This window comes from Aureimonas sp. Leaf324 (genome assembly GCF_001423245.1).
In the GTDB taxonomy this organism is placed as follows: Bacteria; Pseudomonadota; Alphaproteobacteria; order Rhizobiales; family Rhizobiaceae; genus Aureimonas.
Window position 1 is genome coordinate 1 of sequence record NZ_LMOH01000027.1, and the last position, 15,758, is coordinate 15,758.

A 15,758-nucleotide genomic window follows, 5' to 3' on the forward strand; every position below is an offset into this window, starting at 1 on the left:
CGGGCGCTGGGGCAAGGTGGAGGAACTGCAGGGCGCCTGCATCTTCCTCGCCTCCGACGCCTCCGCCTTCGTCAACGGGCAGATCGTCTATGTCGACGGGGGCGTGCTGGCGACGCTCTGAGGCGCCGTTCGGCCGGCGCCCGGTGCCGCGTGCGCATGGGGCCGAGCGGTGATACGAGGAGAGCGACGGCGGCCGGGGCGGGGCGATCTCCTGCGTAGGCCGCACACGCTCCTCGAGGACTGCCGCCTTGCCAGACACCCCCCGCATTCCCGTCTTCGACGGCCATAACGACACGCTGCTCCGCCTGATGGAGGACGCGACCGGCGAGGCCGAGCGGTGCTTCTTCGAGGGGGGTGCCGGCGGCCATATCGACATGGCGCTGGCGGCCGAAGGTGGGCTCGTCGGCGGTCTCTTTGCCGTGTTCCCGCCCTCGCACATGGACGCCTCGCTGTCCGATGCGATGCGCGTGCCCCCTTACGCGCTGCCCTTTCCCGAAACGCCGAGCCTTGCCGACGCGCGCGAGACGACGCTGCGGATGATCGCGATCCTCCTGCGCCTCGAGCGCACGTCCGGCGGGCGCTTCACGGTCTGCCGGACGGCCGGCGAGATCGAGGCGGCGATCGGGCGCGGCAACTTCGCCGCCGTCCTCCACATCGAGGGCGCGGAGGCGATCGATGCCGACCTCGACATGCTCGACGTGCTCCATGCCGCCGGCCTGCGCTCGGTCGGCCCCCTGTGGAGCCGGCCGAACGTCTTCGGCGACGGCGTGCCGATGCGCTTCCCCTCTTCGCCCGACACCGGGCCGGGCCTGTCGGAAGCCGGCCGGCGGCTGGTCGAGCGTTGCAACGCGCTGCGCATCCTCGTCGACTGCTCCCATCTCAACGAGAAGGGTTTCGACGACGTGGCTGCCCTCTCGGACGCGCCGCTGGTCGCCACCCACTGCAACGCCCACGCGGTGACGCCGCACAGCCGCAACCTCACCGACCGGCAGCTCGGCGTCATCCGCGAGACGGGCGGGCTGGTCGGCCTGAACTTCGCGACCGCGTTTCTCGGCGACGGCGGCATGGACGAGACGATCGGCCTCGACCCGATGCTGCGCCACCTCGACCACCTCCTGCGGCATCTCGGCGAGGAGGGCGTGGCGCTCGGCTCCGACTTCGACGGGGCGACGATCCCGAGCGCGGTCGGTTCGGCCGCCGGCCTGCCGCGCCTCCTGGACGCGATGATGGCGGCGGGCTACGGGCGCGAGCTCGTCGAGCGCATCGCCTGGCGCAACTGGCTGTCGGTGCTGCGGCGGACCTGGGGCGCCTGAGCGCCCCTACGCCCCGGTCGCGAGGGCGAAGCCCTCGTCGATCCAGCCGGTGATGCCGCCCGCCATGATCTTGACCGGGCGGCCGAGTTCGGCGAGCCGCAGCGCCCCGCGCGCCGCCCCGTTGCAATGGGGGCCGGCGCAATAGGTGACGAAGAGCGTGTCCGGCGGATAGGCCTCCAGCCGCGAGCGGACGATCTTGCCATGCGGCAGGTGGATCGCGCCCGGCACGTGCCCGGCTTCGAACTGGGCGGGCCCGCGCACGTCGAGAAGCACGAAGTCGGGCCCGCGCGACAGGGCGTCGTGGACGTCCCAGCAGTCGGTCTCGAAGCGGAAGGCGGCGGCGAAATGCTCGTGCGCCAGCGCGCTCGGGGCGGCGGGAACGGCGGTGACGTTGGACGGCATGGAAACCTCCTTCAAGGGGATGCCGCCATATCGCCGCAAGCCGCCGGCGCTTGCCATTGGCAGGGATGACAGAGTACGGGCAGATCATGCCAAACACCGCCGGCCCCCTCGTCGTCGCACTTCTCTACGATGGTCTCTGCACCTTCGAGTTCGGCATCGTCGCCGAAGTCTTCGGCCTACCCCGTCCCGAGATGGGGGAGGGCTGGTATCGCTTCGCGAGCGCGGCGGTGGAGGCGGGGCCGCTGCGCGCCCATGGCGGCTTCGCGCTTCAGGCGGACCACGGGATCGCTCTCGTGGACGCGGCCGACATCGTCGTCGTGCCGGGCTGGAAGGGGGCAGGGGTCGCGGTGCCGGATGCGCTCGCCGAGCGGCTTCGGGCGGCGCACGAGCGGGGCGCGCGGCTCGTCTCGATCTGTTCGGGCGCCTTCGTGCTGGCCGCCACGGGCCTTCTCGACGGCGGGACGGCGACCACCCACTGGCGCTACGCGGAGGCCTTGCGCGCGCTTCATCCCAGCATCACGGTGGACGACGCCTCGCTCTACCGCTCGCATGGGCGCATCCACACCTCGGCGGGCAGCGCGGCGGGCATCGACCTCCTGATCGCGATCGTGCGCGAGGATTTCGGCGATGCCGCCGCCAACTCGGTGGCGCGCCGGCTGGTGATGCCGGCCCATCGCGGCGGCGGACAGGCGCAGTTCCTCGAGCGGCCCGTCCCGGCGCCACGCGCGGGCGCCGTCGCACCGCTTCTCGACGCGGTGCGCGCCGACCTCGCTCATCCCTGGACGGTCGAGCGCATGGCCGATGCCTCCCGCATGAGCCTCCGCACCTTCGCGCGGCGCTTCCAGGAGGCCGTGGGCATGCCGCCCGGCGAATGGCTGGCGGGCGAGCGGGTGGAAGCGGCCAAGCATCTCCTCGTCGCGCGGCAGCATGGGCTGGAGGAGATCGCGGCCGCCACCGGTTTCGGGACCGCGGACACGATGCGCCACCATTTCGCAAGGCGCGTCGGGATCAGCCCGAAAGCCTATCAGGCGCAGTTCGGCACCGGTTCTTTGCCGGCGTCACGCAACGACCGGGGTGGCAGGGAGCCGTGGGTACGCCTTTCGCGTTGAACCGGACGACGCCGGGAGACACGACATGGACGACCCTCACAACCTCCAACGGTTTCTGGACGCGCAGGCGCCTGTCATCCATACGGTCGAGAACGAGTTGCGTGACGGGCGGAAACGCAGCCACTGGATGTGGTTCGTGTTTCCGCAAGTTGCGGGCCTCGGCCGCAGCCCGACCGCCCGGCACTATGCCATTCGATCGCTCGCCGAGGCGGAAGCGTTCCTCGCCCATCCCGTTCTCGGGCCCCGCCTCCGGCAATGCACGGACCTCGCGAACCGGCACCGCGGCCGCTCGGCCCTAAGCGTCTTCGGTCCGCCCGACGACCTGAAGTTCCACTCCAGCATGACGCTGTTCGCCCGCGCGTCGGGCGGCGAGGCGGTCTTCGCCGAGGCCCTGGCGGGGTTCTTCCGAGGCCGCGAGGACCCGGCGACCATTGCCATCCTCGACGGCCGGGCCGGTCCCGGCTGAGGTCCGTTAGAGGGCGGCCTGCGCCGGCATCGGCAGGTAGGCGACGCGCTCGTAGGGCACATCGGCGCGCGGCAGCGCCTCGCGCTCGCGGATGATGTCGGAGGCTTTCTCCGCGATCATGATCGTCGGCGCGTTGAGGTTGCCGGTGGTGATCGAGGGCATGATGGAGCTGTCGACGACGCGCAGGCGCTCGGTGCCGATCACCCGCGTCTCGGGGTCCACCACCGCCAGCGGATCGTCGCCCGCGCCCATCCGGCAGGTGCAGGACGGGTGGTAGGCGCTCTCGACATGCTCGGTGACGAAGCGGTCGATCTCCTCGTCGCTCTGCACCGCCTCGCCCGGCTGGATCTCGCGCCCGCGATAGCGGTCGAACGAGGGCTGCGCGAAGATCTCGCGCGTCAGGCGCACGCAGGCGCGCATCTCCGCCCAGTCGTCGGGGTGGCTCATGTAGTTGAAGAGGATGCGCGGCGGCGCCGCCGGATCGGCCGAGGCGAGGCGCACGTGCCCGCGCGACTTCGAGCGCATCGGCCCGACATGCGCCTGGAACCCGTGCTCGGAGGCGAGGCCCCGCCCGTCATAGGTCACGGCGAGCGGCAGGAAGTGATACTGGATGTCGGCATGCTCGACGTCGGGCCGCGAGCGGATGAAGCCGCAGCTCTCGAAATGGTTGGTCGCGCCGAGGCCCCGCTTGGTGAAGAGCCAGCGCGCGCCGATCGAGCCCTTGGCAAAGGGCGACATGGCGGAGAAGAGCGTGATCGGCTCGCGGCAGGCGACCTGGAAGTAGAATTCGAGGTGGTCCTGCAGGTTCTCGCCGACGCCGCGCCGGTCGGCGACGACCGCAATGCCGTGGCTCTTCAGCTCGGCGCCGGGTCCGACGCCGGAGAGCTTCAGGAGCTTCGGGCTGTTGATCGACCCGGCGGCAAGAATGACCTCGCGGCGTGCCAGCGCCTGGCGCGCCACATCGCCGACACGGAAGGCGACGCCGGACGCCGTGCGCCCGTCGAAGAGGACGCGCTCGACGAGCGCGTGGGTGACGACCTTGAGGTTCGACCGCCCGAGCGCGGGCTTCAGGTAGGCGTTGGCGGTGGACCAGCGGCGGCCGTTGTGGACGGTCATGTCCATCCGGCCGAAGCCTTCCTGCGTCGCGCCGTTGATGTCCTCGTTCAGCGCGTGGCCGGCTTCGCCCGCCGCCCTGACGAACGCGTCGTAGAGCGGGTTGGCGAGCGTGCCGTAGGTCGTGTGGAGCGCGCCCTCGCCGCCGCGATAGGGGTCGCCCCCCGCGCGCCGGTTCTCGGCGCGGCGGAAATAGGGAAGGACGTCCGGGTAGCCCCAGCCGGTCGCGCCTTGGGCTTCCCAGCGGTCGAAGTCGGCCGGCGCGCCGCGCACGTAGACCATGCCGTTGATCGAGGACGAGCCGCCGAGCACCTTGCCGCGCGGGCAGTTCATCCGGCGGCCGTTGAGATGGGGCTCGGGCTCGGACTCGTAGCCCCAGTTGTATTTCCGCATGTTCATCGGGATCGACAGCGCGCTCGGCATCTGGATCAGCACCGAGCGGTCCGATCCGCCGAACTCGAGGACAAGGACGGTGCTTTTCCCATCCTCGGTCAGCCGGTTGGCGAGGACGCAGCCGGCCGAGCCGGCGCCGACGATCACGTAGTCGAACTGTTCGATCTCCATCGCCCCTCGCTCCGGATCAGTAGGGCGCGTCGACGCGACCGAGATTGACGTAGACGCTCTTTGCCTGCGTATGCGCGAGGAGCGCGGCGCGCCCGTTCTCGCGCCCGAGGCCGGATTCCTTGGCACCGCCGAAGGGCAGCTCGATCGGCGTGATGTTGTAGGTGTTGATCCAGGTCGTGCCGGCCTCGAGCCGGGCGACGACGCGGTGGGCGCGCGCAAGGTCGCGCGTGAAGACGCCGGCGGCCAGCCCGAAGCGCGTGTCGTTGGCGCGCGCCACCACCTCGTCCTCGCCCTGGAACGACAGAACGGTCATCACCGGGCCGAAGATCTCCTCCCGCACGATCGTCATGTCGTCGCGGCACCCGTCAAAGATCGTCGGCTCGACGAAGTAGCCCCGGCCGAGCGCGTCGGCGATCACCCGGTTGCCGCCGCACAGGAGCTTCGCGCCGCCGCGCCGCCCCTCCTCGATGTAGGAGAGGACCTTGTTCATGTGCGTCTGCGAGATCAGCGCGCCGACCTGCGTCGCGGGATCGGCGGGATCGCCGACCACCATGGCGCGGGTGCGCGAGGCGAGCTTCTCGAGGAAGGCCTCGCGCACGTCCTCGTGCACGAAGACGCGCGTGCCGTTGGAGCAGACCTCGCCGGCGGAATAGAAGTTGGCGAGCATCGCCCCGCCCACGGCGTCGTCGAGATCGGCGTCGGGAAAGACGATCAGCGGCGACTTGCCGCCGAGTTCCAGCGTCACCTGCTTCAGGGTGGTGGCGGCGTCCGCCATCACCTTCTTGCCGGTGCCGACCTCGCCGGTCAGCGAGATCTTGGCGATGCCGGGATGGCGCGACAGGAGGCGCCCGGTGCGCCCGTCGCCCTGCAGGACGTTGAAGACGCCGGGCGGCACGCCGCACTCGGTCATCACCTCGGCGAGCTTCAGGGCGGTCAGCGGCGTCAGCTCGGCCGGCTTGAAGATGAAAGCGTTGCCGGCGGCGAGCGCCGGGGCGGCCTTCCAGCAGGCGATCTGCAGCGGATAGTTCCAGGCGCCGATGCCGGCGACGAGCCCCAGCGGCTCGCGCCGGACATAGCCGAAGGCGGCGGGCCCGAGATCGACATGCTCGCCCGCGATGCCGGCGGCGAGCCCAGCGAAGTACTCGATGCAGTCGGCGCCCGACAGGACGTCGACGGCGATCGTCTCCTGGATCGGCTTGCCGGTGTCGCGGGTTTCGAGAAGCGCGAGCTCCTCGTTGCGCTCGCGAAGCCGCATGGCGACGCGGTTGAGGATGCGGCCGCGCTCGGCCCCGGTCATCGCGCCCCAGGTGCGCTGCGCCTCGCGGGCCGCGGCGACCGTCGCCTCCACCTCGGCCTCGCCGGCCATCGCGATCTCGGCGATCGTCTCGCCGGTCGCTGGATTGACGGTGGCGAAGGTTTCGGTGCCCTCGCGCCAGGGAAGATAGGCGCCTGCGACATGGCTCGTCAGCACCGGGGCGCCGGCGGCGCGCGGCGGCGCCTTCGCCCGCTCGCCGGTGCTGAGCGGCCGCGCCTCGGCGATCTGCGCGTCGGTGAAGCTCGTCGCGATGGCGCGGGCCAGCGTGCTGTCGGCCTCGCCGGCGTCCGACAAGGAGGACCGCAGCCACAGGCCGTCGATCACGGCGGCGATCGCCACCGCGATGCGCGCGGCATCGTCGGCCGCCACCAGCCTCTTCAGGTCGTGACGCAGGTTGGAAAGCATGCGCTGCTGGTAGACGCGCTGCACGCGCTTCAGCCGCGCGGAATGGAGGACCTGACCCCAGAAGGCGAGCCACACGGACCCCGTGCGCCCGTCGAACTCTTCCGGCGCGAGGTTGGCGTCGATCACGCTCTGGATGCGCTCGCGCGGCGTCTCGGCGCGCTTCAGCCGCCAGCGTGTGCCGTCCGAGACGCGCGAGGCGAGGTGCCGCAGCGTCGCTTCGAGAAGCCCGTCCTTGTCGCCGAAATAGTGCGAGACGAGCGAGGGCGCGACGCCGGCGCGGCCCGCGATCTCCGACAGGCTCGCGGCGGCGAAGCCGACATCGGCCAGCGCCTCGATCGTCGCCTCGATCAGCTGCCGGCGCCGCTGGTCCTCGGAGCCGAAGCGGGGGGCGATGGAAAGGCGGGTCATGCGGGGGGTCTCCGGCGCAAGCATCGGACGGCAGGATTGATCAATCATTCAATCGAACGAAAAGCGGTGGAATGCAATCCCCTCGTGCGGGCATCGCGATCCACGGTCGATGCTGTCGATGCGCTCTTCAATGCCCAGTCACCAGGCGGATAAGATCAGGAAAAGGGCAGGTTGCCTCCTGTCGCGACAGAAACAGATCGAACCCGAAAAGAATTGAACGGACGTTCAACTGGCGCTTGACAGGTGCGGAAAGCCCGTTCTCAATTCCCGTCATGGTTCGATGGATGGAATGGTCCGCAGGTCCGTCCATCTGCTATCAACGGTGCCGGGGCATGGGCCCGTCACATCAGGAGAAGACCCCAATGGCGTCATCGCGTTCCCTCGTTCTGACCGGGCTGACCGCTCTTCTCCTCTGGGCGACCGCGACCCACGCCGCCGATCCGGCCTCGTGCCGCGCGGTGCGCTTTGCCGACGTCGGCTGGACCGACATCACCGCGACCACCGCCGCCGCCTCCGCGGTCCTCGAGGGGCTCGGCTATCAGCCCCGCACCGACGTTCTCGCCCTGCCGGTCACCTTCGCCTCGCTGAAGAACCGCGACATCGACGTCTTCCTCGGCAACTGGATGCCGACCATGGAGGCCGATCTCGCGCCCTACCGCGCGGAGGGCTCGATCGAGATCATCCGCGCCAATCTCGAGGGCGCGAAATACACGCTTGCCGTTCCGACCTACCTCTTCGACGCCGGGCTGAAATCCTTCGGCGACATCGCCAAGTTCCGCGACCAGCTGGACGGCAAGCTCTACGGCATCGAGCCCGGCAACGACGGCAACCGCCTGATCCAGGGCATGATCGACAAGGACCAGTTCGGCCTGAAGGGCTTCGAGCTGGTGGAATCCTCCGAGCAGGGCATGCTGGCCCAGGTCGCGCGCGAGACGCGCTCGAAGAAGCCGATCGTCTTCCTCGGATGGGAGCCGCATCCGATGAACGCCAATTTCCAGCTGTCCTACCTCTCGGGCGGCGACGAGGTGTTCGGGCCGAACTACGGCGGGGCGACGATCTACACGCTGACGCGCAAGGGTCTGTCGACCGACTGCCCGAACCTTGGCAAGCTCTTCGCCAACCTCGTGTTCTCGCTGCCGATGGAGAACGAGATCATGGGCGCGATCCTCGACGGGGGCGAGGCGCCGGAAAAGGCCGCCAAGGCCTGGCTCGCCGCCCATCCCGACGCTTGGAAGCCGTGGCTGGCCGGCGTCACCACCTTCGACGGGCAGCCGGCCGAGGTGGCGCTCAGCCAGGCGTTCGGCGGCTGAGGGACACCGCACCTCGTGAAACACGGGCGGCGGGTCGATCATCCGCCTCCCGGCTGCCGTCCCCTCCTTCTCGCGCGAACCCCGAGGCCGCATGACGCAATGGCTCGTCGACCACAAGATTCCGCTCGGGGCCTGGCTGCGCGCCTTCGTCGACGCGCTCACCACCAACGCGCAAGGGCTGTTCGACGCGATCTCGGTCAGCCTCGAATTCCTGATCGGCGGATTGACCACCGGCCTTGAGGCGATCCCGCCGCTCCTCTTCATCGCGCTGGTCGCGGCGGGCGCCTATGCCCTGCATCGGTCGCTGGCGCTCGTCGCCTTCGCCGTCCTCTCGCTGCTTCTCATCATCAACCTCGGCTACTGGGCCGACATGATCCAGACGCTGTCGCTCGTCTTCTGCGCGACGCTGGCCTGCGTCCTCATCGGCGTGCCGATCGGCATCGCGGCGGCGCACCGCCCCTGGCTCTACCAGGCGCTGCGCCCGCTCCTCGACCTGATGCAGACGATCCCGACCTTCGTCTACCTCATCCCGACGCTGGTGCTCTTCGGCCTCGGCGTCGTGCCGGGCCTGATCTCGACCGTGATCTTCGCGATCCCCGCGCCGATCCGCCTGACGCATCTCGGCTTCACCACCGTGCCGGGACCCTTGCGCGAGGCGGCGAGCGCCTTCGGGGCGACCAAGCGCCAGCTCCTCTTCAAGGTGGAACTTCCCTACGCGCTGCCGACCATCATGGCCGGCATCACCCAGTGCATCATGCTGAGCCTGTCGATGGTGGTGATCGCCGCGCTCGTCGGCGCCGACGGTCTCGGCAAGCCGGTGGTGCGCGCGCTCAACACGGTCAACATCGCCATGGGCTTCGAGGCGGGACTCTGCATCGTGATCCTCGCGATCCTCCTCGACCGCATCTGCAAGGCGCCCGCGCGCCGCGCCGCCAGGGGAGCACGGGCATGAGCGACACGCTTCCCGCGATCGAGTTCCGCGACGTCGACATCGTCTTCGGCGACCGGGGCGGCCAGGCCATCGCCATGCTCGACAAGGGCGCGACACGCGACGAGATCCTCAAGGCGACGGGCGCCATCCTCGGCGCGGCGGGCGTCAACCTGACGATCCAGCCGGGCGAGATCTGCGTCCTCATGGGCCTGTCGGGCTCGGGCAAGTCGACGATCCTGCGCGCCGTCAACCGCCTCAACACGATGTCGCGCGGGCGCACGATCGTGCGCCATCGTGGGCGGCCGGTGGATGTCGGGACCTGCGACGAGGCGACGTTGCGCGACCTTCGCACCCACACCGTCTCCATGGTGTTCCAGCAGTTCGCGCTCCTGCCTTGGCGCACGGTGCGCGAGAACGCCGGGCTCGGGCTGGAACTGCAGGGCATGTCGGCTGCCGAGCGCCGGCGCATCGTGGACGAGAAGCTCGCCATGGTCGGCCTCACGCAGTGGGCCGACAAGTATGCGCACGAGCTGTCGGGCGGCATGCAGCAGCGCGTCGGCCTCGCGCGCGCCTTCGCGACCGACGCCGACATCCTCCTGATGGACGAGCCGTTCTCGGCGCTCGACCCGCTGATCCGCACCAAGCTGCAGGACGAACTCCTGGAACTCCAGACGTCGATCCGCAAGACGATCCTCTTCGTCAGCCACGATCTCGACGAGGCGATGAAGCTCGGCAACCGCATCGCCATCATGCAGGACGCGCGCATCGTGCAGCAGGGCAGCGCGGAGGACATCCTCCTGTCGCCCGCCACCCCTTATGTCGCCGAGTTCGTGCGGCACATGAACCCGCTCAACGTCCTGCGCGGCTCGGCGCTGATGCGCCCGGCCGGCACGCTGCGGCGCGACGGCGACGCGGTGCTTCTCGACCGCGACGGCGCGATCCGGGTCGAGCTCGACGCCGCCGACCGGCCGGCCGGGGTGCGGATCGGCGCTGGTGCCGGCACGCTCGGCCATGCCGACGCGCTGGAGGGCCGCGTCGACCGCCCGTGCGACGTGATCGTGGCGCCGGCCGACCTCAAGCTGCGCGCGGCGATCGCCCTGAAGCGCCAGACCAACCACCCGATCCTGCTGGTCGACGAACTCGGGCGCCTGGCGGGCCTCTGCGGCGACGAGGAGATCTATCGCGGCCTCCTCCAGCGCTCCGGCCCGGCCTGAGACGGGCGGACCCCGGTCAATCGAGGCTGGCGCGGCCCTCGACGATCTCGAGGCGCGCCGCCTCGTGCCGGTCACGCAGCTCCTTGAAGCGCGGCACGGCGTTCATGTCCTCGCCCGATTCGTTGCGCCGGGTGAGCGCCCAGAACTCCTCGCTCTCGGCGGCGTCGAGGCCGACGAAGACCTCGTGCCCGTCGTCGCCGATCGTCAGGGCGCGCATGCCGCGCAGGAATTCGCGCTCGTCGTCCGAAATGTCCATCGCTGTCTCCCGTGTCATCGACGGGTAAAGACGCTGGCGCGCGAAACGTTCGCGTGGCGGCGTCCGTGCGCCGCGATTTTTCGGGCACGCCGTTCGAACGCCCGGTGCGGCGTCCCGGTTTTGCCGCTGGTGCCGGCCCCGATCGGAGGTATGCTTTCCCCATCGCGCGGGCGGCTTCGCCCGCCGACACGGGAGGAGACCGCATCATGATCGAACCGCAGATCGTCGGCTGGGCCCATTCGCAGTTCGGCAAGCGGGACGACGCCCGCGACACGCGCGACCTCATGGCCGAGGTGGCCCTGCCGGCGCTGACCCATGCCGGATTGCAGCCGGAGGACATCGACGCCCTGTTCGTCGGCGTCTTCAACAACGGCTTCTCGGGCCAGGACTTCCAGGCCGCGCTCGTCGGCATGGGCGCCGAGGCGCTGGCTCGCACGCCCGCCATGCGCACCGAGAACGCCTGCGCCACCGGCTCGGCGGCGCTCTATTCCGCGATGGATTTCGTCGCGTCGGGCCGCGGCCGCATCGCGCTCGTCGTCGGCGCGGAGAAGATGACCGGCGTTCCGACGGCGCGCGCCGGCGACATTCTCCTCTCCGCCTCGTTCCGCGAGGAGGAGGCCGATGTCGAGGGCGGCTTCGCCGGCCTCTTCGGGCGGATCGCGCAGGGCTATTTCCAGCGCTACGGCGACCGGTCGGAGGAGCTCGCGATGATCGCGGCCAAGAACCACGCCAACGGGCTCCTCAACCCCTATGCCCACATGCGGAAAGACGTCTCGGTCGAGTTCTGCAACACGGTGTCGGACAAGAACCCCTATGTCGCGGCGCCCTTGCGGCGGACCGACTGCTCGCTCATCTCGGACGGGGCGGCGGCGCTCGTCATCGCCCATCCCGACGTCGCCGCCGATCTGCAGCGGGCGGTGGGATTTCGGGCCCGCGCCCACACCAACGACATCCTCGCCATGTCGCGCCGCGACCCGACGACGTTCGACGGACCGCGGCGGGCCTGGGCTCAGGCGCTCGGCGCCTCCGGCCTGTCGCTGGACGACCTCGATTTCGTCGAGACGCACGACTGCTTCACCATCGCCGAGCTGATCGAATACGAGGCGATGGGGCTCGCCGTTCCGGGCGAGGGCTGGCGCGTCGTGCGCGAGGGAACCACGAGCAAGGGCGGGCGTCTGCCGGTCAACCCGTCCGGCGGCCTCAAGTCGAAAGGCCATCCGATCGGCGCGACGGGCGTCTCGATGCATGCGATGGCCGCCATGCAGCTTTGCGGCGAGGCGGGCGGGATGCAGATCGAGGGCGCTGCCCGCGCCGGCGTCTTCAACATGGGCGGGGCGGCGGTCGCGAGCTACGTCTCGATCCTCGAGCGCGTGCGCTGACGGAGGAGCCCGCGGCGCGTCACGGCCGGTCCGGCGCTTGCCGGAGGCGTCCGGCCGCGGCGGGCTGAACCGGCTGCGGAGGGCGTCCGCATCGACCGCTTCCCGAGCTTTCGCCCGTTGGCTCGAAGGCGGTGGTTCCGGTTCATCTGGCGTTCATGTGGCAGGGCGTAGACGTTAACCCGTGTTTACGAGAAGCGCCTGCTGGCTCCCGTCCCTTCGCGAGCAGGTGCCTATGGCTGGGCGCCCGACCGGGCGTCCAGCTATCTTTTCCGCCGCCGGATCGGGGTCGCGCCACCCCGCGCAAACCACCCAACCGGAAGCCGGTGTCGACTCCCGGTTGGGCTTGGCTGCGCCCGTCAGGTTGCCCTTCCGCAGCGCTGCATCTTCGCACGGCGAAGGACAGTTTCCAACTCATCGATGTCCGAGCCTGCCTTGCGGGGTCACCCGCTCGGCAGAAGCGTCGCCGCGTCGCGTCGCAGCTCCACCCCGCTGCGGCCTTGCTCGAACATCCGCGCCAGGAGATCGGCGACCTGCGCGGCGGCGGTCTCCACGGGCAGCCCACCCTCGCGCACGTTGGAGATGCAGTTGCGGCGCGAGTCCGGCGTGCCGGGCGCCGGCGCGTGGGTGATGTAGACGCCGAGGCTGTCGGCCGCCGAGAGGCCGGGCCGCTCGCCGACCAGAAGCACCACGGCCCGCGCGCCGAGCGCCGCGCCGACCTCGTCGCCGAGCGCGACGCGCGCCTGATGCGCGAGGGCGATGGGCGCCAGCCGCCAGCCCCGCTCGGCCGCCGCCGCGGCGATGCGCAGCGCAAGCGGCGCGGCGTTCAGCGTCACCGCCGTCGCCGACAGGCCGTCGGCGATCACCAGCGCGACGTCGGCGCCCGTCGGCTCGGCCGCGAGCCGCGCCCGTCCGTCCTCCGACAGGCGTCGGCCGAGATCGGGGCGGCGCAGATATTCCGCCCGGTCGCCGACGCGGCTGGCCACATCGACGGTCGCCAGACCGCCGTCGCCGAGCCGGGCCCGAACCTCAGGCCAGTCGACCTCGGTCCACACCGCCTCGCGGGCGCGTGCGTGGTCGAGAAGGAAGCGCTGCTGCGCGCTCGTCGGCATCCCGCCGCCCGCCTCGCCGAGCGCGACGCGCGCACCCGTCAGCCGCCGGAGGTCGAGCGGGCGCGGGCCCGCCGGGACGGGCCGGTCGCCCGCGCTCATGCCGCCCGTCCGGATGCCGCGAGAAGCGGCAGGCGGCCCGCGAGATCGTCGAGCAGCGCGCGCGAGCCGCCGAGCCGGCCGCGGGCGTCGAGGATGCCGGTCTCGGCGAGCCAGCGCTCGAACTCGGGCGCCGGCGGCCGCCCGAGCGTCTGCCGCGCGAAGGCGGCATCGTGGTGCGAGAGCGACTGGTAGTTCAGCATGATGTCGTCGGCACCGGGCACGGTGATCACGAAGTTGACGCCGGCCGCGACCAGCAGCGTCAGGAGCGCGTCCATGTCGTCGCCGTCGGCGTCGGCATGGTTGGTGTAGCAGACGTCGACGCCCATCGGCAGGCCGAGGAGCTTGCCGCAGAAGTGGTCCTCGAGCCCGGCGCGGATGATCTCTCGGCCGTTGAAAAGGTATTCCGGCCCGATGAAGCCGACCACCGTGTTGACGAGGAGCGGATCGAATTCGCGCGCCACGGCATAGGCCCGCGCTTCCATCGTCTGCTGGTCGATGCCGAAATGGGCGTCGGCCGAGAGCGCCGAGCCCTGGCCGGTCTCGAAATACAGGAACTGGCCGCCGGGCGGGCAGCGGCCGAGGGCGCGCCCCGCGTCCGCCGCCTCGCGCAGGACGGCCAGATCGACGCCGAAGCCGGCATTGGCCTTCTGCGAGCCGGCGACCGACTGGAACACGAGGTCGACCGGCGCGCGCCGGGCCATCGCCTCGATCGCGACCGTGACGTGGCCGAGGCAGCACGCTTGCGTCGGCACGGCGAGGCGCGTGCGCAACTCCTCGAGGAGCGAGACGACGCGGACGTAGTCGTCCACCGTGTCGGTCGCCGGATTGACGCCGATCACCGCATCGCCCGAGCCCATCAGGAGCCCGTCCAGCGCCGAGGCGAGGATGCCGAGGGAATCGTCGGTCGGATGGTTCGGCTGGTTGCGCGTCGACAGGCGGCCTTGGAGCCCGATCGTCGAGCGGAAGCGGGTGACGACTCGGCGCTTGGCGGCGATCGCGACGAGGTCCTGCAGGCGGCAGATCTTCGAGACGGCCGCCGTCATCTCGGGCGTCAGTCCGGGGCCGAGCGCCGCGATCGCCTCGCCGTCGGCGGCCAGCAGCCATTCGCGGAAGGCGCCGACGGTGAGCGCGGCGACGGGCGCGAAGGCCGCCTCGTCGAACTGACGGTCGATAAGGTCGGTGACCTCGTCCCCCTCGTCCGAAAGGAGCGGCTCGGCGCGGAAGGTCTTCAGCGGCGTGTCGGCGAGCGCCATCTGGGCGGCGAGGCGCTCGACGGGGCCGGACGCCGCGATCCCCGCCAGCGCGTCGCCCGAGCGATGGGGCGTCGCCTTGGCGAGAAGATCGGCCAGCGTCCCGAAGCGGAAGACCGTGCTCTCCACCGTGTGCGAGAAGGGCATGCGTCGGCTCTCCGTGGCGGCGATCGGCGGCGGCGCCCGGTGGCGCCCATGGCCGATGGTAGGCGCCCCGCCCCCGCTCCGACAAGACGGGGCGATGCGGTCAGCCGACCTTTCGCAGGTAGGCGTACCAGTAGGCGAGACCGACCGAGCCGCCGCCGAGGATGTTGCCGATCGTCGCGAACAGGAGGTTCTTCAGGAAGCCGAGGACGCCGAGCGCCGCGAAGGCCGACGGGTCGGTGCCGGCGGCGGCCCAGAAGTCCGGCCCCGCAAAGCCCTTCACGAAGAGCGCGATCGGAATGATCGACATGTTGGCGACGGAGTGCTCGAAGCCGGCGGCGACGAAGGCGGTGACGGGGCCGACGATCGCCAGGATCTTGCCGGGCACCGTGCGCGCGGCTTGCGCCATCCAGACCGCGAGGCAGACGAGCATGTTGGCGAGGATGCCGCTGGCGACGAGCTGGAGGACGCCCTTCTCGACCTTTCCCGCCGCGGTTTCCAGCGACGCGAGGCCGACCGCGCCGTCGCCCGCCAGATGGCCTCCGGCGATCACGAAGAGGATCGCGACCAGAAGCGCGCCGGCGAGATTGCCGGCATAGACCACACCCCAGAAGCGCCACATCGTGCCGCGATCGAGCCGGTCGCGCACGCGCTGGATCACCAGCATCGTGTCGCCGGTGAAGAGCTCGGCGCCGGCCACCGTGACGAGGACGAGCCCGACGGAAAAGCCGAGGCCGGACAGGAGATGGCGCGGTCCGGAAAAGCCCTCGCCAGCGCCAATGACGAGATAGAGGATCGCCCCGAAGGCGATGAAGGCGCCGGCCAGCACCGCCAGAAGGAACACGTCGCCGGTCGGCTTCTTCACCTTGGCGGCGAGATAGGCGAGGGCGTTCTTCGCCGTCTCGGGCGGCGCGGCGTCGTCGATCGTGGTGGCGGACTTCTCGTCGGACATGGGTGCGCTCCATCCTTGC

General features: G+C 70.7%; 15 protein-coding genes. 8 read left to right on the top strand and 7 right to left on the bottom strand.

Features of this window, described 5'->3' with window-relative positions:
* Positions 1-121 (top strand): SDR family oxidoreductase (locus ASF65_RS16900; protein ID WP_156369359.1); only part of this gene is annotated, 121 nt, incomplete at its 5' end.
* Positions 122-248: 127 nt separating this feature from the next.
* Complete coding sequence (locus ASF65_RS16905) at positions 249-1,313, top strand: dipeptidase (RefSeq protein WP_055891736.1); 1,065 nt, start codon at positions 249-251, stop codon at positions 1,311-1,313.
* Between the two features lie 6 nt (positions 1,314-1,319).
* Here the strand turns inward: ASF65_RS16905 and ASF65_RS16910 are convergent, their stop codons facing one another.
* The gene (locus tag ASF65_RS16910) at positions 1,320-1,715 is read right to left on the bottom strand and encodes a rhodanese-like domain-containing protein (protein ID WP_055891738.1); all 396 of its coding nucleotides are present in this window, start codon (positions 1,713-1,715) and stop codon (positions 1,320-1,322) included.
* A gap of 65 nt (positions 1,716-1,780) precedes the next feature.
* Here ASF65_RS16910 and ftrA point away from each other — a divergent pair, with 65 nt between their 5' ends.
* Positions 1,781-2,824: a transcriptional regulator FtrA gene (gene ftrA, locus ASF65_RS16915; protein ID WP_055892298.1), complete on the top strand. Its 1,044-nt coding sequence runs from the start codon at positions 1,781-1,783 to the stop codon at positions 2,822-2,824.
* 25 nt (positions 2,825-2,849) lie between these two features.
* The gene (locus ASF65_RS16920; protein ID WP_055891740.1) at positions 2,850-3,290 is read left to right on the top strand and encodes a DUF1810 domain-containing protein; all 441 of its coding nucleotides are present in this window, start codon (positions 2,850-2,852) and stop codon (positions 3,288-3,290) included.
* 6 nt (positions 3,291-3,296) lie between these two features.
* Here the strand turns inward: ASF65_RS16920 and betA are convergent, their stop codons facing one another.
* Together betA and betB are read right to left on the bottom strand one after the other, a co-directional pair.
* On the bottom strand, positions 3,297-4,967 hold the full coding sequence (gene betA, locus ASF65_RS16925; protein WP_055891741.1) for a choline dehydrogenase: 1,671 nt from the start codon (positions 4,965-4,967) through the stop codon (positions 3,297-3,299).
* Positions 4,968-4,983: 16 nt separating this feature from the next.
* The gene (gene betB / locus ASF65_RS16930; RefSeq protein ID WP_244486797.1) at positions 4,984-7,095 is read right to left on the bottom strand and encodes a betaine-aldehyde dehydrogenase; all 2,112 of its coding nucleotides are present in this window, start codon (positions 7,093-7,095) and stop codon (positions 4,984-4,986) included.
* Positions 7,096-7,457: 362 nt separating this feature from the next.
* On the opposite strand from betB, the gene ASF65_RS16935 reads away from it, so the two are divergent.
* The 3 genes from ASF65_RS16935 to choV all read left to right on the top strand — a co-directional run bounded on the left by ASF65_RS16935 (position 7,458) and on the right by choV (position 10,550).
* Entirely contained in the window at positions 7,458-8,405 is a 948-nt protein-coding gene (locus ASF65_RS16935) for a choline ABC transporter substrate-binding protein (RefSeq protein ID WP_055891746.1), read from the top strand.
* Between the two features lie 91 nt (positions 8,406-8,496).
* Positions 8,497-9,357, top strand: a complete 861-nt coding sequence (choW, locus tag ASF65_RS16940; protein ID WP_055891748.1) for a choline ABC transporter permease subunit — start codon at positions 8,497-8,499, stop codon at positions 9,355-9,357.
* Positions 9,354-10,550 carry a choline ABC transporter ATP-binding protein gene (gene choV, locus ASF65_RS16945; RefSeq protein WP_055891751.1) on the top strand — a complete coding sequence of 399 codons (1,197 nt, stop codon included), beginning with the start codon at positions 9,354-9,356 and terminating at the stop codon, positions 10,548-10,550. The genes choW and choV overlap by 4 nt, the downstream gene beginning before the upstream one ends.
* Positions 10,551-10,566: 16 nt before the next feature.
* Here the strand turns inward: choV and ASF65_RS16950 are convergent, their stop codons facing one another.
* Positions 10,567-10,806, bottom strand: a complete 240-nt coding sequence (locus tag ASF65_RS16950) for a hypothetical protein (protein WP_055891754.1) — start codon at positions 10,804-10,806, stop codon at positions 10,567-10,569.
* Between the two features lie 206 nt (positions 10,807-11,012).
* Here ASF65_RS16950 and ASF65_RS16955 point away from each other — a divergent pair, with 206 nt between their 5' ends.
* Entirely contained in the window at positions 11,013-12,185 is a 1,173-nt protein-coding gene (locus ASF65_RS16955; RefSeq protein WP_055891757.1) for an acetyl-CoA acetyltransferase, read from the top strand.
* Between the two features lie 440 nt (positions 12,186-12,625).
* On the opposite strand, the gene eutC is transcribed toward ASF65_RS16955, so the two are convergent.
* The 3 genes from eutC to ASF65_RS16970 all read right to left on the bottom strand — a co-directional run bounded on the left by eutC (position 12,626) and on the right by ASF65_RS16970 (position 15,739).
* Positions 12,626-13,393 carry an ethanolamine ammonia-lyase subunit EutC gene (eutC, locus tag ASF65_RS16960; RefSeq protein ID WP_055891760.1) on the bottom strand — a complete coding sequence of 256 codons (768 nt, stop codon included), beginning with the start codon at positions 13,391-13,393 and terminating at the stop codon, positions 12,626-12,628.
* On the bottom strand, positions 13,390-14,790 hold the full coding sequence (locus ASF65_RS16965) for an ethanolamine ammonia-lyase subunit EutB (RefSeq protein ID WP_055891763.1): 1,401 nt from the start codon (positions 14,788-14,790) through the stop codon (positions 13,390-13,392). The genes eutC and ASF65_RS16965 overlap by 4 nt, the downstream gene beginning before the upstream one ends.
* Positions 14,791-14,890: 100 nt before the next feature.
* A complete protein-coding gene (locus ASF65_RS16970) occupies positions 14,891-15,739 on the bottom strand; it encodes a formate/nitrite transporter family protein (protein ID WP_055891765.1) in 849 nt (282 codons plus the stop codon).
* Positions 15,740-15,758 lie beyond the last annotated feature (19 nt).